This window comes from Haloarcula pellucida (genome assembly GCF_014647235.1).
GTDB classification, from domain to species: Archaea; Halobacteriota; Halobacteria; order Halobacteriales; family Haloarculaceae; genus Haloarcula; species Haloarcula pellucida.
The window spans coordinates 390,967-409,892 of sequence record NZ_BMOU01000002.1 but is presented as its reverse complement, the minus strand read 5'-3'; the positions used below and the strand labels follow the sequence as shown (position 1 = coordinate 409,892).

General features: G+C 66.4%; 20 protein-coding genes. 9 read left to right on the top strand and 11 right to left on the bottom strand.

The window, feature by feature from the left end; genetic code table 11:
- Nucleotides 1-137 precede the first annotated feature (137 nt).
- The gene (locus IEY28_RS08715) at nt 138-1,019 is read left to right on the top strand and encodes an NAD+ synthase (RefSeq protein ID WP_188996430.1); all 882 of its coding nucleotides are present in this window, start codon (nt 138-140) and stop codon (nt 1,017-1,019) included.
- A 102-nt stretch (nt 1,020-1,121) separates the two neighbouring features.
- On the top strand, nt 1,122-2,156 hold the full coding sequence (locus IEY28_RS08710; protein ID WP_188996428.1) for a phosphoribosylaminoimidazolesuccinocarboxamide synthase: 1,035 nt from the start codon (nt 1,122-1,124) through the stop codon (nt 2,154-2,156).
- A 20-nt stretch (nt 2,157-2,176) separates the two neighbouring features.
- On the opposite strand, the gene IEY28_RS08705 is transcribed toward IEY28_RS08710, so the two are convergent.
- The 9 genes from IEY28_RS08705 to IEY28_RS08665 form a co-directional block, all read right to left on the bottom strand.
- A complete protein-coding gene (locus tag IEY28_RS08705; RefSeq protein WP_188996425.1) occupies nt 2,177-2,902 on the bottom strand; it encodes a DUF7289 family protein in 726 nt (241 codons plus the stop codon).
- The gene (locus IEY28_RS08700; RefSeq protein ID WP_188996423.1) at nt 2,899-3,363 is read right to left on the bottom strand and encodes a DUF7266 family protein; all 465 of its coding nucleotides are present in this window, start codon (nt 3,361-3,363) and stop codon (nt 2,899-2,901) included. The genes IEY28_RS08705 and IEY28_RS08700 overlap by 4 nt, the downstream gene beginning before the upstream one ends.
- Complete coding sequence (locus tag IEY28_RS08695) at nt 3,350-4,330, bottom strand: DUF7261 family protein (RefSeq protein WP_188996421.1); 981 nt, start codon at nt 4,328-4,330, stop codon at nt 3,350-3,352. The genes IEY28_RS08700 and IEY28_RS08695 overlap by 14 nt, the downstream gene beginning before the upstream one ends.
- A complete protein-coding gene (locus IEY28_RS08690; RefSeq protein ID WP_188996419.1) occupies nt 4,318-4,911 on the bottom strand; it encodes a DUF7288 family protein in 594 nt (197 codons plus the stop codon). The genes IEY28_RS08695 and IEY28_RS08690 overlap by 13 nt, the downstream gene beginning before the upstream one ends.
- A 2-nt stretch (nt 4,912-4,913) precedes the next feature.
- On the bottom strand, nt 4,914-5,438 hold the full coding sequence (locus IEY28_RS08685) for a DUF7287 family protein (protein WP_188996417.1): 525 nt from the start codon (nt 5,436-5,438) through the stop codon (nt 4,914-4,916).
- 1 nt (nt 5,439) lies between these two features.
- Nucleotides 5,440-7,473, bottom strand: coding sequence for a type II secretion system F family protein (locus IEY28_RS08680; RefSeq protein WP_188996415.1), 2,034 nt, complete (start codon nt 7,471-7,473; stop codon nt 5,440-5,442).
- Nucleotides 7,474-7,875, bottom strand: coding sequence for a P1/P2 acidic ribosomal protein (locus tag IEY28_RS08675; protein WP_188996413.1), 402 nt, complete (start codon nt 7,873-7,875; stop codon nt 7,474-7,476).
- 6 nt (nt 7,876-7,881) lie between these two features.
- Entirely contained in the window at nt 7,882-10,500 is a 2,619-nt protein-coding gene (locus tag IEY28_RS08670; RefSeq protein ID WP_229783094.1) for a type II/IV secretion system ATPase subunit, read from the bottom strand.
- A gap of 433 nt (nt 10,501-10,933) precedes the next feature.
- Nucleotides 10,934-11,557, bottom strand: a complete 624-nt coding sequence (locus IEY28_RS08665) for an RAD55 family ATPase (protein ID WP_188996411.1) — start codon at nt 11,555-11,557, stop codon at nt 10,934-10,936.
- A 461-nt stretch (nt 11,558-12,018) separates the two neighbouring features.
- Here IEY28_RS08665 and IEY28_RS08660 point away from each other — a divergent pair, with 461 nt between their 5' ends.
- The 3 genes from IEY28_RS08660 (at nt 12,019) to IEY28_RS08650 (ending at nt 14,618) form a co-directional block, all read left to right on the top strand.
- Nucleotides 12,019-12,441, top strand: coding sequence for a type IV pilin domain-containing protein (locus IEY28_RS08660; protein ID WP_166972382.1), 423 nt, complete (start codon nt 12,019-12,021; stop codon nt 12,439-12,441).
- A gap of 129 nt (nt 12,442-12,570) precedes the next feature.
- The gene (locus IEY28_RS08655; protein ID WP_220639395.1) at nt 12,571-14,358 is read left to right on the top strand and encodes a DUF7289 family protein; all 1,788 of its coding nucleotides are present in this window, start codon (nt 12,571-12,573) and stop codon (nt 14,356-14,358) included.
- A gap of 83 nt (nt 14,359-14,441) precedes the next feature.
- A complete protein-coding gene (locus tag IEY28_RS08650) occupies nt 14,442-14,618 on the top strand; it encodes a hypothetical protein (RefSeq protein ID WP_188996409.1) in 177 nt (58 codons plus the stop codon).
- A gap of 120 nt (nt 14,619-14,738) precedes the next feature.
- Here the strand turns inward: IEY28_RS08650 and IEY28_RS08645 are convergent, their stop codons facing one another.
- On the bottom strand, nt 14,739-15,719 hold the full coding sequence (locus tag IEY28_RS08645) for a formyltetrahydrofolate deformylase (RefSeq protein ID WP_188996407.1): 981 nt from the start codon (nt 15,717-15,719) through the stop codon (nt 14,739-14,741).
- 123 nt (nt 15,720-15,842) lie between these two features.
- Between IEY28_RS08645 and IEY28_RS08640 the strand changes: the two genes are divergently transcribed.
- Genes IEY28_RS08640 through purQ form a run of 4 tightly spaced genes read left to right on the top strand, consistent with a single transcriptional unit; the run spans nt 15,843 to nt 18,399 of the window.
- On the top strand, nt 15,843-16,724 hold the full coding sequence (locus IEY28_RS08640; RefSeq protein WP_229783093.1) for a GAF domain-containing protein: 882 nt from the start codon (nt 15,843-15,845) through the stop codon (nt 16,722-16,724).
- A gap of 1 nt (nt 16,725) precedes the next feature.
- A complete protein-coding gene (locus IEY28_RS08635; RefSeq protein WP_188996405.1) occupies nt 16,726-17,379 on the top strand; it encodes a DUF7504 family protein in 654 nt (217 codons plus the stop codon).
- A gap of 38 nt (nt 17,380-17,417) precedes the next feature.
- A complete protein-coding gene (gene purS, locus IEY28_RS08630; protein ID WP_166972388.1) occupies nt 17,418-17,672 on the top strand; it encodes a phosphoribosylformylglycinamidine synthase subunit PurS in 255 nt (84 codons plus the stop codon).
- Nucleotides 17,673-17,721: 49 nt separating this feature from the next.
- Nucleotides 17,722-18,399 carry a phosphoribosylformylglycinamidine synthase I gene (gene purQ / locus IEY28_RS08625; RefSeq protein ID WP_188996885.1) on the top strand — a complete coding sequence of 226 codons (678 nt, stop codon included), beginning with the start codon at nt 17,722-17,724 and terminating at the stop codon, nt 18,397-18,399.
- Here purQ and IEY28_RS08620 read toward each other — a convergent pair.
- Entirely contained in the window at nt 18,396-18,923 is a 528-nt protein-coding gene (locus IEY28_RS08620) for a hypothetical protein (protein WP_188996403.1), read from the bottom strand. The genes purQ and IEY28_RS08620 overlap by 4 nt on opposite strands.
- Nucleotides 18,924-18,926: the final 3 nt, after the last annotated feature.

Below are 18,926 nucleotides of genomic sequence, written 5' to 3'. Positions count from 1 at the left end.
CGCGGCGACGGCAAATGGGTTCCCCTCCGTCGGCGGCCCGAACCGCTAGCATCCTCCGATTCTCACAGGTGTTTAAGGACTAGTCGTATATGTCGCCGGTCGTCAGGTCCGCTCGTAGGAGCGACAGACGGACACCAATGACGGACCAGACGCAGTACCCAGACAGCCCAGTGCAGTTCCCCCGTGACGACGTGGCCGCGGTCGAATCGGCCGTCGCCGCGTTCCTCCGTGAGCGCGTGCGGGCCGCCGACGCGGACGGCGTCGTCGTCGCGATGAGCGGCGGCCTCGACTCGACGGTGACAGCGACCCTCGCGGCCGAAGCCCTCGGCCCCGACCGGGTGCTCGGCCTCGCGTTGCCCTGTCACAAGACCGACGCCTGTGCGGCGATGGAGGCCGAAACGGTCGCCGACCACCTCGGCATCGCGTTCCAGCGAGTTCACCTGCGACCGCTCCTCCAGCAGTTCCATCAGGCGGTCGTCCCGACGCTAGACCCCGACGTCACGGACGACTCGGCGCCGACCGAAGACCGGGCGCTCGGGAACGCCATTGCCCGCTTCCGGATGGCCTGTACGTACTACGTCGCCAACCGGACGAACCGCCTCGTCGTAGGCACCGCCAACCGGTCGGAACTCCTGCTGGGGTACGTCACGAAACACGGCGACGCCGGCGCGGACCTGTTCCCCCTCGGCGACCTCTATAAGACCGAGGTCCGGGAACTCGCCAGACACCTCGGCCTCCCTGACGCCATCGTCGAGCGAACGCCGACCGCCGGCTTCCGCGTGGGTCAGACCGACGCCGACGACCTCGGCGCGACCTACGACGTCGTCGACGCCGTGTTGTGGCGCGTCGTCGAACAGGATGAGTCGGTCGAGCGCGTGGCTGCGGCGCTCGACGTGGCCGAAGACACGGCGGCCCGCCTCGTCTCGATGTGTTCGACGACGGCGCACAAACGGTCGCTGCCGCCGACGCCGGGTATCGGGGACCGGGCCCGCAGGCCAACGGACTCTCCGGCCCGGTGACTTGCCGTCGAGACTCCCAGACGCCGCGGCTCGGTTATCTGCCGCGGAGACTGTTCGCGCCGAGTGAGAAACGTCTTTGTCCCCGCCCGCAAAGCGCCGGCAATGACGAGCGTCAAGGAGTTCCGTATCGACGAGGCGGCGACGGCCACCGATCTCGGTCGCGGCGCGTTCGTGTTCACGGACGACTACTCGGTGTTCGACTGGGGGAAGATGCCAGACACGATTCCCGAGAAGGGGGCGTCGCTGTGTACGATGGGCGCGTTCAACTTCCAGTTGCTAGAGGAGAACCACATCCCGACCCACTACGAGGGCGTCCGGGCCGGCGACAGCGACGAGGTGCTGGACCTCGGCGAGGCGCTCTCGGCGGGCCACGCCCCCGAGGAGATGGTCATCGCGCTGACGCAGGTGCCGGACCTGCCCTTTGCGGACGGTGAGTACGACTACGAGGCCTACCACGACGCCGCGGGGCAGAACTACCTGATTCCGCTCGAAATCGTCTTCCGGAACCGCGTCCCCGTCGGGTCGTCGCTCCGGAAGCGCACCGACCCCGCGGACCACGGCCTCGACTTCGAGGCGTGGCCCGACGAGGTGGTCGACTTAGACCAGCCAATCGTCGAGTTCTCGACGAAGTACGAGGAACAGGACAGCTACCTCGACCGTGCGGCGGCCGACCGTATCGCCGGCGCCGCCAGCGTCGACCAGTTGGAGGAACTGGCGCTCGCGGTCAACCACGTCGTCACGGACCAAGCCGCAGATGCCGAGTTGGTCCACGAGGACGGCAAAATCGAGTGTCTCTACCACGAGGGCCAGATTCGCGTCGCCGACGTCGTCGGCACCTTCGACGAGAACCGCTTCTCCTACGACGGCCAGCAGGTCTCGAAGGAGGTCATCCGCCAGTACCACAAGCGAACCCAGCCGGAGTGGGTCGAGGCCGTCTCCACGGCCAAACAGCGGGCGACCGAGGAGGGCACCGCCGACTGGAAGTCACTGTGTGACCGCGAACCGGAACCGCTCGACGAGTCGGTTATCATGGCCGCTCGGGACCTCTACTGTGCCGGGACCAACGCCTACGTCGGCGGCAACGTCTTCGACGCGCCGTCGCTTTCGGCCGCCGTCGACGCCGTTCGGGACCTGTAACGAGAGCGAAAAGCACCGACTCAGTCGCCGAGTCGCACGTCCACGTCCGTCACCGACACCGTGGTCTCGTCGGTCGTCAGCACGCACGAGACCGTCTCGCCGCCGACGGGCGCACAACTCATCTGTGGGTGGCTATCGAGGGAGCGGCCCCACGCCTCGTGCCGCGGCGAGGTCACGTTGAGGTAGACGGTCTCGCCCGCCGTCCCGGTCGACGCGACCGTGGTCCCGTTGGCGGTCGTCCGGACGCTGGCCGTGGTCTGGCCGCCGACCGACGTCGCCGCCACTGGTCGAGTGCGAACGAGGTGAAGCCGCGCGTAGTCGGCCGTGACGAGCGGTCGCGGCGGTCTGGCCATCACCTGTCCGGCCCGGTCCTCGCGGAGGACGGCCCCGTTCGCGTAGACGACCCGCGTCCCGCTCTTGGCGTCCAGTACGAGCGGCCGGGTCTCGACTGTCTTCCGGAAGCCATCGGCCGGGACGCGGACCTCGAAGGTCACGCTCGGCCCGACCGACAGCGAGACGCCATCGAGTTTCACCGTCGTCGTCCGACTCGGCACACCTTCGATGGCCACGTCGTCGACGTTGGTCGCCAGCACCTCGAACGACCGGACGCCGTTGGTGACCCGCTCCTCGTCGCGCACGTCTTCGAGGGCCGCGAATCCGCTGACGCTGACGAGGCCGACCATCACGAGGACGGTACCGAAGATGACGACGAACCCGACCGTCGTACTCTGGGCGCGGTCGGTCACGCGACCACCTCCAGCGTGTCGGTCCCGTCGTCGTAGGTCACGACGACCGGCCCGCCGTCGACGGTCGTCTCCGCGACCTCGGTCCCGGTCTTGAGGTGGACCGCGACCGAGGTGTCGGCCACGTCGCTTTCGAGGACGATGCGATACCGATAGAACGACCCGGTGGCCGCTCGCTCGTCGATGCTGAGTCGGTACTGCCCGTTCGCGACGCGGTCGGGAAGCGTCGCTCGCACCGTGACCGTCCCCGGCGCGTCCGCCGCCCGGACCATGCCGTCCGCCGTGGTCAACTCCGCGGCGAGACGGTTCCCGAGGACGGACAGTTCCGAGTGGACCGCCTTACTGCGCTCGTCCTCGACGAGCGAGACGGACACCGAGAGCAGGGCGACGACGAGCAACAGCGTGATACCCAGCGTCAGGACGTACCCGACGGCTGTCGAGGCGCCGCGGTCATTCATCTGCATCACCCGCCAGCACCGTCGTCTCGGTGACGTACGAGGACTGTGGCGTCTCGTACGTGACGCGAACCGATGCGCTGTAGAGGCGCTCGGTCACGTGCGGGTCGCCGCTGCCCGCCGTCCCGTAGTCGCTGTCCTCGACGAAGGGGCGCGACCGGTCGACGGTCATGGTGTAGTTGCCGGCGGCGTTCGACCCCCAGTGATACTCGACGTCGTAGGACCCCCCTACGGCGTCGAACTCGGCGACCTGCGGACAGTGGGTGCCTTCGACCGACCCGTTCGAGAGGTCGACGACGGCGTAACCGTCCCCGCCAGCCGAGACGGCACAGCGGGGCTGTAGTGACCCGCTCGTGTCCTGCACTCTGACGACCACGTCGCCGCTCTTCCGGTAGACGAACAGTCGCCAGACGTCCGACCCGTCGGTCACGTCGAGGTGGAACGCGTGGGCGTCGAGCAACGCGCTCGGGGTGTCGTCGGCCGCGGGCGTAACGAGGGCGCTCTCCGAGACGTTCAGTCGCGCGTCGCGAGTGCCGGAGACGCCGGTGGCGAGCGTCCAGTTGTCGGCCCCCGACACGTTGGTCATCGGTCGGGTGGAGACGTTCTGCACGATGTGCGTTCCCTCGGTCGTGCCCGTGACCGAGACGGTCGCTCGACCCCCGCGTCTGGCCGCGTAGCCGTCGGCGCTCTCGCTCCAGTCGGCGACGCCCTCGTCTAGTTCGGTCTGCAGGGTCGTGTAGTCCGTGTCGTTGTGGTGGTTGACGTACGCGAGCGTTCCGTCGGTCCCCTCGACGGCCGCGTCGGCGAACGCGACGGCGTCCCGGCCGTCGTCGCCGTGGCTCGCGGCCATCGTCTGGGAGTACGCCGAGGCGTTCAACGCCAGCGCGAGTACCACGAACAGGACGGCGATGCCGAACGTCGTCACGAGCAACACCTGTCCGCGGTCCGCTCGTTCGGGGCCCGTCAGGTCGACCACAGCACCACCTCCACCCGAACCACGTTGTAGACGCCGCTGTCGGGAGCGCTGTCGGGTGCGTAGAAGGACGCGTTCGCCAGCGTGTGCTCTGTCGGCGCCTCCGAAGCCGTATACAGCACGTCGTCGTCGTACAGCGTGAGCAACGCGGCGACCCTGACGGCGTCGTCGCTCGGGGTCCCGCTGTCGACGACCGGTTTCGTGGTAGTCGCGCCCGAAACGTCTCGATACTGGACGTTGACGTTGTAGGCCACGCCGTCGGCGCCGACGCTCCGGTCGAGTCGGTCCCCGACGTCGGTCGGTAGCGTGCCGTTGCTGTAGGCCGACTCGTACGGTTCGAGGCCGTGGAACGTCCCGGTCGAGTTGTTCCAGTACAGCACCGTCCGGCGGAGCGACCCGTCCGCGGCGGCGGCGTCCAACACGCCGCTCCCGACGCGTTCGAGTTGGCGCTGCTGGGCCTCGCTCGCCGTACTCGCAGTCTGTGGCGTCACGGCCGTCGCCTGAAGCGCGAAGACGACGGCACCGAGGAGGAGCAATGCGGCGACGAACGCTTCGAGCGTGTACGCCTGCGCGCGGGTCGACATCGTCACCACACCTCCACCTGTAACACCGCGTCCGTGTCGTCGAGTGAGACGTGCCGCCGTGCCGTGGCGACCGACGCGTCGCTGGCGGAGGGCGGCGGCCCGACTGCCAACTGCGACCCGCCGCTCGAACACGGGACGACGCTCCCGCTGTCGGCACACAGTATCTCACGCGCCGAGTCACCGCCGACGTCCCGTCGGAGCGTCACGTTCATGCCGTAGCTATCGTCGATACCGACCTGGTCGGTGAGTGTCGCGCTCGTATCGAAGGTGGCACACGGGTTCGCGCCGCTCTGGTTGAAGAACCAGAGGGCACAGGTCGAGAGCGTCGTCGTCCCGGGGTCCCCGAGGTGGAACTCGACGAGTTGGGTCCCGACCCTGTCGGCGACCAGTGCTGTCTCCTGTCCGCCCGCTGTCGGCGTGAGCAGGTCCGGGACGAACAGGAGGACGAACCCGACGACGACGAAGAACACCGCCATCCCCGTCAGGAAGTCGATGGGCATCTGCCCCCGCGTCGACGTTGGCACCATCTCACCCCACCACCATCCAGACGACGAGCGAAATCGTCAGGAGGACTACGATGAACTTCGCGCCAGCGCGGAGGCTCGCGTCCCGCAGGTAGCCCGCGATGAGCCCCGCCGAGATGGCCTGTATCGTCACGGCGTGGAAGAACATGAGCGAGAGCAGGTCGGCATCGACGCCGCCGAAAGCCATCCCCGCGCCGGCCCCGCTGGCCTGTCCGGTGCTGAAATCCGCCATGACGTCGATGAACTGCACTTTCAGCAGCGCCATCACGCCCAGCAGGGTGACGTACGTCATCAGGACGATGGCGACCTGCATCAGCGTCCGGGACCGGCGTTCTCGCGCCAGATCGTCCTGCACCTCGCTCGCCTTCGCGGCCGTCGACAGCACCTCGGAGATGTGGCTCGAGGCCTCCTGTGCCTTCGTGATGAGCTTCACCGTCCGCGCGAGTCGCGGAATCTGGTACTTGTTGTTGAACTCGATGAGCGACTCTTTGAGGCTCATCCCGTAGTTGACCTTCCGGTAGAGGATTCTGAACTCGTCGGCGAGTTTGTCCGAGGACGTCTCCGAGACGGTCCTGATGGATTCGAGCGTCGTCGCTCCGGTGTCGTTGACCGTCGAGAGTTTCAGGAGGGTGTCCGAGAGGTTCCCGAGCAGCGCACGACGGGAGCGGCGGTCCCACTCGTGGAACACCGCCAGCGGCGTCACCACGAGGAACAGCGGCACGTAGCAGTAGACGAACGTCGCCCACACCGGTTGTGCGACGACGCCGTCCCACGAGAGCGGGACGGCCCCCGACAGGGCCGCCGCGACGACGAGCGAAATCGAGGCCGGCACGGAGAGCGCGAGCGTGTAGAGCGGGTTGTCCCGGAAGAACAGGTGCGGGTTCCGCAACAGGTCGACCGTCTCCTGGAGCCCCTTCTTGCGCTCGATGCGGTCGAAGATGTGGTAGGTGCCGCTGAAGGCGGTGATGAACCCGAGGTCACGGAGCCCGCGCTTGCTCTGCGTTTCGAGCCACGCACTCTGCTCGCGCGGTCGGATGATTCCGTCGCCGAACTCGTCCTGCTTGACCGTCGTGACGAGGACGAGGAAGGCGGCAGCGATGAGCGGAATCAGCCCGTAGACGGTGACGTAGAGCATCATCTGCGAGGCGTTCCCGAGCATGTTCATGATGACGAGGATGATGACGAGCAGCAGCGGAAACAGCGAGAGCGTGATGTACATCTCCCCGAGCAGTTCGAGGACGTCGAGCGTCTGCTCTTGCTCCTGTTTGGCCGCCCGCATGTACTTGTGCTTCTTGTCGTCGAGGAACCCGGTCATGTCGCCGCCGCTGTTGATGACCGCGAGCATGTCGACGAGGAACTCCCGGAGTTCGTCGCTCGGCGTCTGTTCTAGCTGATGGCGAATCGCCGTCCGGTAGTCGGTGTCGAGCGAGTTCGTCTCCCTGACGATGGCCTGGAACTCCTGGGACACCTCGCCGTAGGTGTCTTCGGCCTTCGCCATCGCTTCCAGTAGTTCGAGTTGGTTGAGGCCGCCGATAGAGAGGGCGTACATGAACGACACCGAGTCCGAGAGGAGCATGTTGATCTCCCGACGACGGGCGCTCGCACGCGAGTACGGAATCGCGAGGACGCTCCCGAAGCCGAGCGCGAACCCGAGGCCACCGAGGACGAACCCGAGGACGACCACGAGAAACGGGACGCGAAGCGTCCGGACGAGCGTGACGAGGACGCCGTTCTCCGGGAGCGGGACGCCCAGTAACGGGCCCGAGAGGACGCCGACGGTGGCGAGCAGGTACCCGAGGAAGATGCCGACGAACCAGAGGACGACACCCGTGACGAGACCGACACCGACGGCCCGCGAGAGGTACATCTCGACGGTCGCGGGCATCCGAGCCTCGGCGAGTTTCCGCTCGACGGCGGTGACGAAGGGGTCGTCGTCCTCGAACACGTAGTCGTAGACCGGATAGAACGCGTTCCCGAGCCTGTCCGCGCTCCCCTCGAACGTGCGGACCGTCGGCTGGTCACCGGTCTCGGTACTCATCTATGCCCCCGTCTCGTCGTCGGACGCCGCGTCCTCGCCGGCGTCGGGCGATTGCTCGCCGTCCGACGCGGCCCCGACGTCGTCCGTTCCGTCGCCCTCGTCCGAGTCCTCGAACAGCGTATCGAGCGAACCGGAGTCGGCCGTCTCCTCGTCGTCCGGCACCGCCTCGGGTTCGATATCCGCATCGTCGTCCGCCTCGGGCACCGCGGGGGCGGCCCCGCCCGTCGCCATCGTCTTGGCTTTCGTCGCGGCGAGGTCGACGTCTTCGAGTGCGGCGACGACGGCCTTGATTCGTGACGTGGTGGCGTCTGCCTCCGCCGATTCGAGGACTGCAGTCAGGTTCGATTCGTTGATCTCCGCGCCGGTCTCGTGCAGGATGAGTGCTGCGTAAACGTATTCCATGGTGTCTCACTCCGTGTCGTCGTCGGTCTGTTCGTCGCCCTGTTCCACGACCACGGGGTCGGCCAGCGGGGCCGTCCCCATCCCGTCGGCCGCCAATCCGCTCCGTATCTCGGCGCCCTTCGCCCGCGCGTGCTCCGGGAGCGCGTCCATCAGCGAGAACGCGTCGCGGTCGCGGTACTCCTCGAAGAGCGTCCCGTCGGCGGTGTCGAGAATCTCTTTCGCAACCTGTCTCGTCTCCGGGTCGGGGTCGGGTCGCGGGACGACTGCCTCCTTCTCCGGGTCGATGTCGATCTCGACGCTCTCCATCTCACGGAGGTCAGCGAGGCTCTCTCCGAGTTCCCCGCGGGCCAGCAGCGCGAGAATCGACTCGGGGTCGTTGATGAACGCCTGCAGCGTCGCCGCGACCTCGGCGTAGTCGTTGCGGTCGTTTTCGACGAGATAGGCCAGTACGACTTTGCGCTTGAACAGTTCTTCTTCGAGACGGTCGCGGTCCCAGCCCCGGTCGAACTGTATCTCCTGTAGAGTGTTCGACCGACCGAGTTGCAGGAACTCGTCGCTCTCGGGTTGCCACTCGAAGATGTCGCGGATGTTTATCTCGTCGTTCTCGGCGTCGTAGTGGTTGACCTCGGTTATCGTCTTGTTCCGCCGGACCTTCCGGCCCTGCACGCGGGTCTGGGTCTGGATCGAGACGAGGTCCAGCCCGGTGAACATCGTCTTCGAGACGTTGATCGGGTCGGTCGTGAACCGTTTCAACACCTCGCCGACGGAGTCGGCGTGGAACGTCGTCAGCGTCGTGTGCCCCGTCGACATGATCTGGAAGAGGGTCCGTCCCTCCTCGCCGCGGACCTCGCCCATGACGATGAACTCCGGCCGCTGGCGGAGCGCCGCTTCCAGCAGGTCGAACTCGTCGACGTCGCCGACGTCGTCCTCGCCGAAGGAGGGGCGGGTGACGCTCGCGACCCAGTTGCGCTGGGGCAACTCGACTTCACGGGTGTCCTCGATGGAGACGATTTTCGAGTTCGAGGGGATGAACAGCGAGACGGCGTTCAGACTCGTGGTCTTCCCGGAGGCCGTTCCGCCAGCGAAGATGAGGCTCCGGTTGTTCTCGATGGCCAGCCAGAGAAACGCCATCTCCTCCAGCGAGAACGTGTTCCAGTTGATGAGGTCGATAGGCGTGAAGGGGACGTCCTTGAACTGCCGAATCGTGTAGTTCGTCCCGTGGTCCGAGACTTCCCGACCCAGCGTCAACTGGGCGCGAGAGCCGTCCGGCAGCGTCGCGTCGACCTGCGGTCGTCGCTTCGAGATGCCTTTCCCCGAGCGCTGGGCGAGTTTGACGACGAAGTTGTCCAGTCCCGTCTCGTCGTGCGTGACGTTCGTGATGACGTTCTCGTACTCCGTGTGGTAGACGAAGACCGGCGAGTCGTAGCCGTCACACGAGACGTCCTCGACGTTGATGTCGTGTTTGATGGCGTCGATGCGCTCGTAGCCCAGAAAGTCCCGTTCGAGTTCGTACAGGAGCCGTTCGACCTGTGCTTCCGTCAGCGTCCCGGCGTCCTCTTCGATGACCGCCGGTTCCGGCCGCGCCGAGAGCCCCTGTAGCTCCCGGTCGGGGCGCTCTTCGGCCTCGTCGATACCGAACAGGTCCTTGAACTGTCCGACGACGCTGTCGCCAGTGACGCCCTCGCGGAGGTCGTACTGGTCTAAGAGCCGGAGCGTCTCCGACTGGATGACCTCGACCCTGTCGGCCTCGTTCCCGTCGATGAGCGCGTCCTCGTCGGAGTACTTCACCGCCGTCCTGAGGCGGCCGGTCAGGTACTCCTTGACCCGCGCCTCGATGTCGTTCATGTACGGCTCGACGACGCAGTACTTCTTCTCGTTCTCCTTGATGGAGTGGAAGACGACGACGAACGCGTAGGGCTTGTTCACCCAGTAGCGCTCCATCTCGACGAAGTGGCGCTTCTTGTCCATCGACACCGTCTTCTCCAGGTCGTAGCGGTTGGCGAGCGTCGTCAGACCGTCGTGGGTCGAGAAGAACGCGTCCTCGTCGATTTCGGGGTTGACGTTGACCGTTCGCCGGTCGACGATCTCGTCGAGCACCTCGGCGAAGTCGCTGGCGCGGGTGAGCCGGTCTTCGATCTCCGCTGGCGGGAACCCGAGGAACGACGCCGGGTCGAACGGCTCGGTGTTCCCGTCGCCGTCTTCGGGCGGGTGGCCGTCCTCGTCGTAGTAGTGCTCCCACTTGAAGTGTTCCCACGTGTACGCGTCCTTCGTGACCGGCGTGGCCCCAATCCACTCGGCGTACCGCTCGTAGAGCAGTCGGGCGTTCCCCTTCGCGTGACCGACGCGTGCCGGGAACTCGTCGGGGTGACACCCGAGAAAGTCCGCCGGCGAGAACTCGGTCGCGCTCCAGTCTCGCGTCCGGACGGGCGTCTCCGCCGTCTCCGTCTTGCCGAAGGTCCCGAGGACACCGCTACCGTCGGTGTCGGAGTGGTCCGTCTCGACGGTCCGCTCGATGTCCGCGCTGTACCCCATCTCGGCCAGCAGGTCGTCCCAGGTGTACGTGCCGACCGCGACCGGGCGGTCCTGCTGGTCGTCGTCTGTGGACGGTCCGGACTCGGACGTCACGGCCCATCACCTCGCCGTTGCGAGTCCCCACCGTTCGGATAGCTGTGTTCACTCATTGTGGTCCCAACACACGGCCCCCGGCGGTGCCGGCCACCGATAAACCGGTGCCTGACACGGCGACGCCGAAGCGCGTGTGGCTGGGTATCACCACACACCTACTCCCTGTTGGTAATGTGTGGTTTACCTGAAAGTAGAAAGTGTATACCGCCGTGACTGCCGGGAGCGACGGCGTGTTCGATGCGATCTCGTGTGGGGTTAGCGGGCGTCTACACCGGCATTCGAGGTGAGAATGTGTATCGGCAGTGGAAGGCACTGCGTTATCTCGGCGTCGAACAGCGCGACTATCGATTGTCAGCTATCATATACACCGTCGCGGAACGCGCACGGCGCTCTGGCAGTAACCGGTCTCTGTAACACGGGAACCGACCGGTCGTCAGGCGATGTCCCGGCTGGTGTCGATGGCGACTTCTTGTGTCAGTTCGAGTTTCACCGTCTCGTCGAACGGCGCACCGCCCCTGAACTTCGGCACGATGAGGCGGTTCTCGATGCTCTCACCTCGGACCTCTGTCGAGAGTTCGAAGATGATGTCCGCGAGGTACTCGGTGACGTCGCGCTGGACGGGGACCTGCCGACCGTCGAGGCCGTGCATGACCGCGAAGCTCCCTTTCTCCGATAGCTCGTCGCGGACGTCGTTGAGAAAGTGGAGGAACTCCTGTGTGTTCCCCGTTTCGAGCATATCGACGGTGTCGACGACGATGGTCGACTGGGCCGGGCTATCGCGGATGACCTGATAGGTCTCTTTCAGCGGTCGCTCGCCGATTGCGTACACGTCGGTGGTATCGAGCGTCCCGCCAGCGTTCTCCATCGCGACACGGATAGCCCGTTGTGACCGTGCCGTCGTGACGTAGACTGTCCGGCGCGGGGTGGTCAACTCGTAGAGGAACTGCTCGGACTGGCTCGCGGGGTCCGCAGAGAGCAGCGCGAGGCTCCCCGGCGGCACGCCCCCGTTCAGTTTCCGGTCTAGCACGTCGATGCCCGTGCGGAGGAGGCGAGTCATCGTCCCACCTGCTGGTCGTCGCACGCGCTCTCGTACGCCCGCGCGCGCAGTCTGTCACCAATCGACGGATCTGTACCGAGTTGTTCCATCGTTGTGTCGGCTTTCGCCAGCACGCACGTTGTTACACCCCCCCATACGACAGACGCGGGGTGGGAATAAACGGGCTACTAACCTGAACAACGCTGAACTGTCTTGAACAGTAGCAGGTCGTTTCGACTGGCGTATCACTGGTAAGCTGGTATTTATCCAATAACAATGTCACCATGAGCGGTTGGATGAGGTGCAGCGATGGTCGAGAGTGCAAGGGAGTCGGCGCGGTGGGGAGACGGGACGCGGTACCGCACTGCTCGCCCGCGACGTCGCGGGCGGAGTGCGTGTACCACCGACGAGACCAGTGTCGGACGATGTGAGATGTCGACGCGACTGCCGAATCGTACTCGTGGACCATCCGCCACAGAACCATGCAACTACGAAACATCAAAGAACTGATTGAAAGCGACGACGCCGTCTCGCCGGTTATCGGCGTCGTGCTGATGGTCGCAATCACGGTCATCCTCGCGGCCGTCATCGGATCGTTCGTCATCGGACTGGGCAGCTCGACGAACTCGACACCACAGGCGAGCTTCTCGTTCGAGTACGACACGAGCGTGAGTCCCGCAACGATGACGATAACGCACGACGGCGGCGACACGCTGAAAACTGGGAATCTGGAAGTGAAAGAAGACGGCAGCGTCCTCGTGGACCCAGCTTCAGGTTCCGAAATTACAGCAGGTGATACCCTGACCAGCGGCACGAGCGTCACGTCGGGTGCGACGATCAAGGTCGTCTACAACGACCCGAACAGCGACAAGAGCGCGGTCATAGCCACGTCGACGGCACCGTGATCGCACGCGCACAGGCGTAGTAACATTCCGTCCTGGTCCCCGCTCGGCGTTCGGTATCCGTCGTCGGTGACGGATAACTCCGGGCACAGGGGACGGCGACACACGCGACAGGAGACGACAAGAGACACCATGAACGCAGACACGACTCAACGATCCGACGAGACGGCCGCCACGAGCGGCGGCCGGACGACCACGCGCGGCCAATCGGAGGTCATCGCCGTCGTCTTGCTGTTGGTGATCGTCGTCTTGAGCCTGTCCGTCCTCGTCGCCAGCGGCACCACGGCTATCGTCGAGACGCGCGACAGAGCGGAGATAGGGGCGGCGGAACACGCGCTCGCGGCGTTCGATACCGACGTGAGCGCCGTCGCGTTCGGACAGTCCCGAGCGACCACCGACCTCGGCCTGCGTGCCAACGACGGCGAGGTGCGGTACCACGACACGGGCTGGATTCGTGTCGCGGTCGACAACGAGACGAGCGCAGAGACAGTCGTCGTGAACGAGTCGCTCGGCACGGTCGAGTACAGACAAGGCGAGACGACCGTCGCGTCACAGGGCGGCGGCGTCTGGCGGAGTGACGGCGACGGGTCGGTGCTGCTCTCCCGGCCCGAGTTCCACTACCGCGACCGGACCCTGACGCTCCCGGTCGTCTCCATCGACGGTGAGACGGGGCTAACGAGCCGTCTCGACAGTCGGCCCGACGGCCCGCTGACCCAGCAGTATCCGAACCGAACGGCCGGGTTCTCGAACCCGCCCGACAGCGGGTCGGTGACGGTGACGGTCCAGAGCGCGTACTACGACGCGTGGGGGCGCTACTTCGAGGACGAGACGGACGCCATCGTGACCTACGACCACGTGGGCGAACGTGTGACCGCCACGTTCGTCGTCCTGCCGGGCCACACGACCTTCGACGCGGGCATCATCGCGACGTCGAGTACGGGCGAACTGGCCGTCGCGGGGACCGGTGCCTACGTCAATAGCTACGACTCGTCGGCGGGGAACTACTCACAGACCAACTCGGCGAACGGGCTGATACAGTCGGCTGGCGACGTCACGGCCACGGGGGACTCACTCGTCGACGGCGACGTCAAGTCGGGCGGGACGGTCAACCTGCAGGGCAGTACGGAGATCAACGGGAGCGCCTACTGGACGCAGGCTCCCGAACCGGACAGCACCGAGAAGTCGAAAGTCGCCGGCGACGTCGAGCGAATCGACGGCGTCCGGTCGGTCATGCCCATCGATACGTTCGTCGCGACGTACGCCGAGCAGGTCAAAGACGAAAACGACAACGACGAGACGTCGGCCATCACCGACGACCAACTCACGACGACCGGTTCGTCCACCGAACTCGACGCGGGCCGATACTACGTCCACAACGTCACGCTGGACGGCGAGTCGATGACGCTGAACACCACCGACGGCGACGTGACGGTCGTCGTTCGCGACTACGTGAAACTGGAGCAGGGGGGCAACATCACCGTCGAGGGTGACGGCATCGCCCGTTTCGTCGTCGCCGGCGAGAACGACACGACCGTCTCCCCGACGGGACTGGGGAGCAAAGCGGTCAACTTCCACGTCGGGAAGAAAAGCGCCGTCCACGTGCCCGGCGAGGACTCGCGAAGCTTCAGAGTGTACGGCACCCGGGATTTCAACGCGACTATCGCCGGGTCGAACAGCAAGAAGGCGACGTTCGACGGCCTCGTCTACGCCCCCGCCGGGACCGACGGGAGCGGCTTCGTCTACATCAAGCAGGGCGACCTGTACGGCCTCGCCGTGACCGGGAACCTCACCGTCGGCCAGTACGGGGCCGCCCACTACGACTACGGCCTCAAGGGGAAGACCCGGATACGCTCGCCGTTCTCGGAGCTAGAGCAACTGTACGTCACGGTCCACCGCGTGCAGGTGGAGTCGGAGGGATAACCGATGTGGGGACGCAGTACGGGAGCGGTCCGAACGACAGCCGACGGCGGGTCGGCCGGACGGGTCGAGGGAGGGGACGAGCAGTGACGCTCGTCGAGCGGCTCGTCGCGTACGTCGGCGTCGACACCGCGACGTGTGACCGCTGTGGCGAGACGACGACAGTCGTCCACGAGTGCCGGCGCTGTGGCGCCTCTGTCGAGGGCCACGTCGCGGAGTGTCCGCACTGTGCGTCCGGCCGCATCTCCCGGTACGAGATGTGAGCGGCGAAATCGGTTTTGCAGCGCCTCGGGGCTCGGTGCTCGCTACTCCGTGCGCCTCGCCACGTACGGCGCAGGCCAGTCGTTCGTCCGTACCGAGCATCCCGCGGATGCTCGCGCGGGTTAGTCGTCCGCTTCGGCCTCCGGTTCCGAGTCGTCCCCGGCGACGAACTCGCCGAGGCCGTCGATGGGTCGGTCCGGGTTCTCCTCGTCCAGCGCCGCCGGCGCGCCCAGTTGTACGTCGGTCTCCTCGGGGTCCCGCAGTTTCGTCCGGCCGCGGTGGACCGTGACGTCGTCGTTGAGGTGGAGTTTGATGGCCTCGATGAGCGCCTCGGCTTCGAGTGGCTGGCCGAGTTCCTGCAGTTCCTCCTCGGTGGCGTCGTCGGGGACGTTGAACGCCCGCTGGGTGATGATGGGGCCCTGATCGAGGTCGGTCGTCACGTAGTGGGCCGTGACGCCGGCGATGCGGACCCCCTCCTCGATGGCCTGCATGTACGCCGACGCGCCGGGGAACGCCGGAAGGAGGCTCGGGTGGACGTTGATGATGCGACTCTCGTAGCGGAAGACGACGTCCGGCGAGAGGATGCGCATGTAGCGGGCCAGCGCGATGAGGTCTGCGTCGTACTCCGCGAGCAGTTCGAGCAGTTTCTCCTCGTCGGGCGTTCCCTTCTCGTCCCCGATGTCGTGGAACGGGACGTCGTACTTCCGGGCCAGCGGTTCGAGGTCGTCGTGGTTGCCGATGACCACCTCGATGTCCGCGCCGAGGTCGCCGTTTGCCCACGCCTCGAACAGCGCCTCCAGACAGTGCGATTCCTTGGTGACGAGGACGGCGATGGACTGAGTCTCGCGGTCGGCGGGGAACCGGACCTGCACGTCGACGCCCAGTTCGTCGCCCAGTTCGGTGAGGTCCTCCCGAAGTTTCGTTTCCGTCGTCACCATGTCGCCGGTGTCGACGTGCATCGTCATCCGGAAGACCCCCTCACGGACCGCCTGGTCCAGGTCCTCGATGTTGATGCCGCGTTCGAACAACAGCGAGGTGACCTCGGCGATGAGACCCGTGTCGTCGTCGCCGACGACCGTTATCTCGGTGAGACCGTGTGTCATGCCTGCCACCTCCGGACGGTACCGTGGTTCATTGCCAGTGGGTTCGACGTGCGCGATGCAAAAGCCTTCGTTTTCCGCTCCTGTGGCGGTATAGCTTAGTTGTTCCGCCCACAGGTGGGGCACGTGAGCCGTGAGTTGTCGACTGTGGTCTGTGCCGACGCCGACGAAGAACACCGCTCGGCGACGGCCACCGCGCTCGAATCGGCCGGCTTCGACGTCGTCACCGCATCGTCCGTCGACACCGTCGAGGCCGCGCTCGGCGGTGACGTCGACTGTGTCGTGACCGCCTTCAGATTCCCCGACGGCGACGGGTTCGACGTGGTAGCCGCGGTCCGTGACCGGCACCCGGACTGTGCCTGTGTCCTCTTCACCTCGCAATCGCTCTCCGAGTTGCCGCGTGGCGGTCGAGAGCAGGTCGTCGAGTACGTCCCGCGGTCGGTCCCGGACGCCCGTGACCGCCTCGTCGACGTCGTCGAGGGGGCCACCGCCGAGGTGACGCAGGCGGCCTATCCGCTCCCCGAGAACGAGACCGAGCGACTGTCGGCGGTCCGGGCGTACGACGTGGCCGAACTGTCCGCGGAGGCGACGTTCGACCGCCTGACGGCACTGATGACGACTCACTTCGACATCGACGTGGCCTTCGTCGGTCTGGTCGACGAACACGAGGAGCGGTTCGTCGCCTGTACGGGGGCCAACTGGCGAACGCTGGCGCGGGAGGACAGCATCTGTACCCACACCATCCTCACCGACGAGGAGATGGTCGTCGAGGACACCCACGAGGACCCCCGCTTTGCCGAAGTCGACCGACTGGACGAACTGCACATCCGGTCGTACGCCGGCGCCCGCATCACCGACAGCGAGGGGAACGCGCTGGGCGCAGTCTGCTGTACCGACGACGAACCACGCTCGTACACGCGGGCGGAACTGGACGACCTCCGACGGTTCGCCGACGAGGTCGAAGAACAGCTCCTGTTGCGCCGCCGACTCGGCGAGGAGCGTGAGTGAGATGTCGCTGCAAGGCGACGCAGTCTACGAGTTCGAGAACCTCCCGCTGGAACCGGTCGAGACAGGGACGAACCTGCTCGTGACGGGGCCGGCACTGGGGGGAACCCGAGAGTTGCTGCTCCGACTCCTACTCGGCGGGGACGCCGTCGTCATCATCACGGCGGATACGAGCGCCCGCGAGACGCTGTCCGACTTCGAGCGCCTCGGCGGGAGCGCCCCCGGCGAGCGAGTCCGGGTCGTCGACTGCACGCAGGACGACGGCGACGGCGGCGAGTTCGTCTCGGCCGTCGGGACGCCGGCCGACCTCACCGGCATCGGCATCGAGTACGCCGGCCAGTACGAGTCCGTCTACGCCCGGGGCTACGACGCGGTGCGGACCGGCATCTACACGCTGACGCCGCTGCTCGTCTACAGCGACGACGTGCGGCCGGTGTTTCGCTTCATCAACACCGTCTCCAGCCGGATCCGGACCGCAGACGGACTGGGCGTCTGTGCCATCGACCCCGAGGCCCACGAGGACCGGGTGGTCGGCAGTATCGCCCAGTCGTTCGACGCCCGCATCGAGGTGCGCGATGCCGACGCCGGCGTCGACATCCGGGTGCGGGGCCTCCCCGACCAGCCACGGGAGTGGACGGCGGTGCCTGCGCTCCGATAACACAAGCGTTTTCTCCGCCCCCCGCCGCGCTCTCAGTAATGACTGCCTTCACCGCGACCGTCACCGTTCGCCTGAAGCGCGGCGTCTTAGACCCCGAGGCCGAGACGACTCAGCGCCAGCTCGAACGCCTCGGCTTCGAACTGTCGGACCTCCGCTCGGCCGACCGGTTCGAGATCGACCTCGACGCCGAGTCCGCCGAGGACGCCGCCGAGCGCGCCGAGGAGATGGCCGAACGACTCCTCGCGAACCCGACCATCCACGACTACGACGTGGAGGTCGCCGAACGGGAATGATCGCCGTCACACTGACGCCGATGCTCGGTTCCCACACGGGGTGGTCACTGTGACCATCGCCGTCATCCAGTTCGGCGGGTCGAACTGCGACCGCGACTCCGTACAAGCCCTCGAATCGCTGGGCTTCGACGCCGACCTCGTCTGGCACGAGGACGGCCTGCCCGCCGACGTCGACGGCATCATGCTCCCCGGCGGGTTCTCCTACGGGGACTACCTCCGTGCCGGCGCGATGGCCGCTCGCTCGCCCATCATGGAGGAGGTGCGCGACGCCGCCGACGACGGGACGCCCGTCCTCGGGGTGTGCAACGGCGCACAAATCGGCTGTGAGTCCTCGCTCACGCCCGGCGTGTTCACCACCAACGAGAGCGCCCGCTTCCAGTGTGAACACGTCCACCTCCGCGTCGAGAACGCCGACACGCCGTGGACCCGCCACTACGAGGAGGGCGACGTGGTCGAACTCCCCATCGCTCACGGCGAGGGCCGCTACGAGATAACCGACGAGCGTCTCGACGACCTCGAAGCCGACGACCGCATCATCTTCAAGTACTGCGACGCCGAGGGCAACGTGACTCCGGAGGCCAACCCCAACGGCTCGAAACACGCCGTCGCGGGCGTCACCGGCGAGGCCGACCACGTCGCCGTCATGATGCCCCACCCCGAACGCGCGTCGCTCGACGATCTGGGCCGCACCGACGGAAAGCCCGTGCTGCAGGGCTTTGCCGACTAACCGCAGGCCATCGTCGTCGCTTTCTGCGTCAGGAGTGTCTGCCCGCCAGCCTCGACTCGAACGCCGTAGGACCGCTCGTTACAGTCGAAATCCGATGGCTCGACGACGTACTCGCCGACCCCCCGCTCCGTCTGAACAGTCACTCGATAGGTAGCGGCCTCGTGGAACAGGAAGACGACGGTCGTGTTCTCGGGCATCGTCACCGTCCGGTCGACGATGTTTGTCTCCGTCGGCGAGTGGCCGACAGACATCGGAACCTCTCGGGCCGGGCCGGCGTTCACGACGACGAAGCCGACCGGCTTCGGGCGGCCGTCGGACGGGGTTCCGACGTGAACGTAGTCGATTGGCTGTGCCGACCGGCCGTCGTACTCGAACGGCTGAAGGACGGGCTCAGACGGGTGGTCGTCCGTGATCCGGACGTCCGGCGGCGTCTGGAACGGGCCGACGCCGGCGACGGCGGCCCCGCCGACGGCGACGAGGGCGACGCTCAGGAGGAGGGTGGCGATAGCGAGTGGTCGGCGCATATC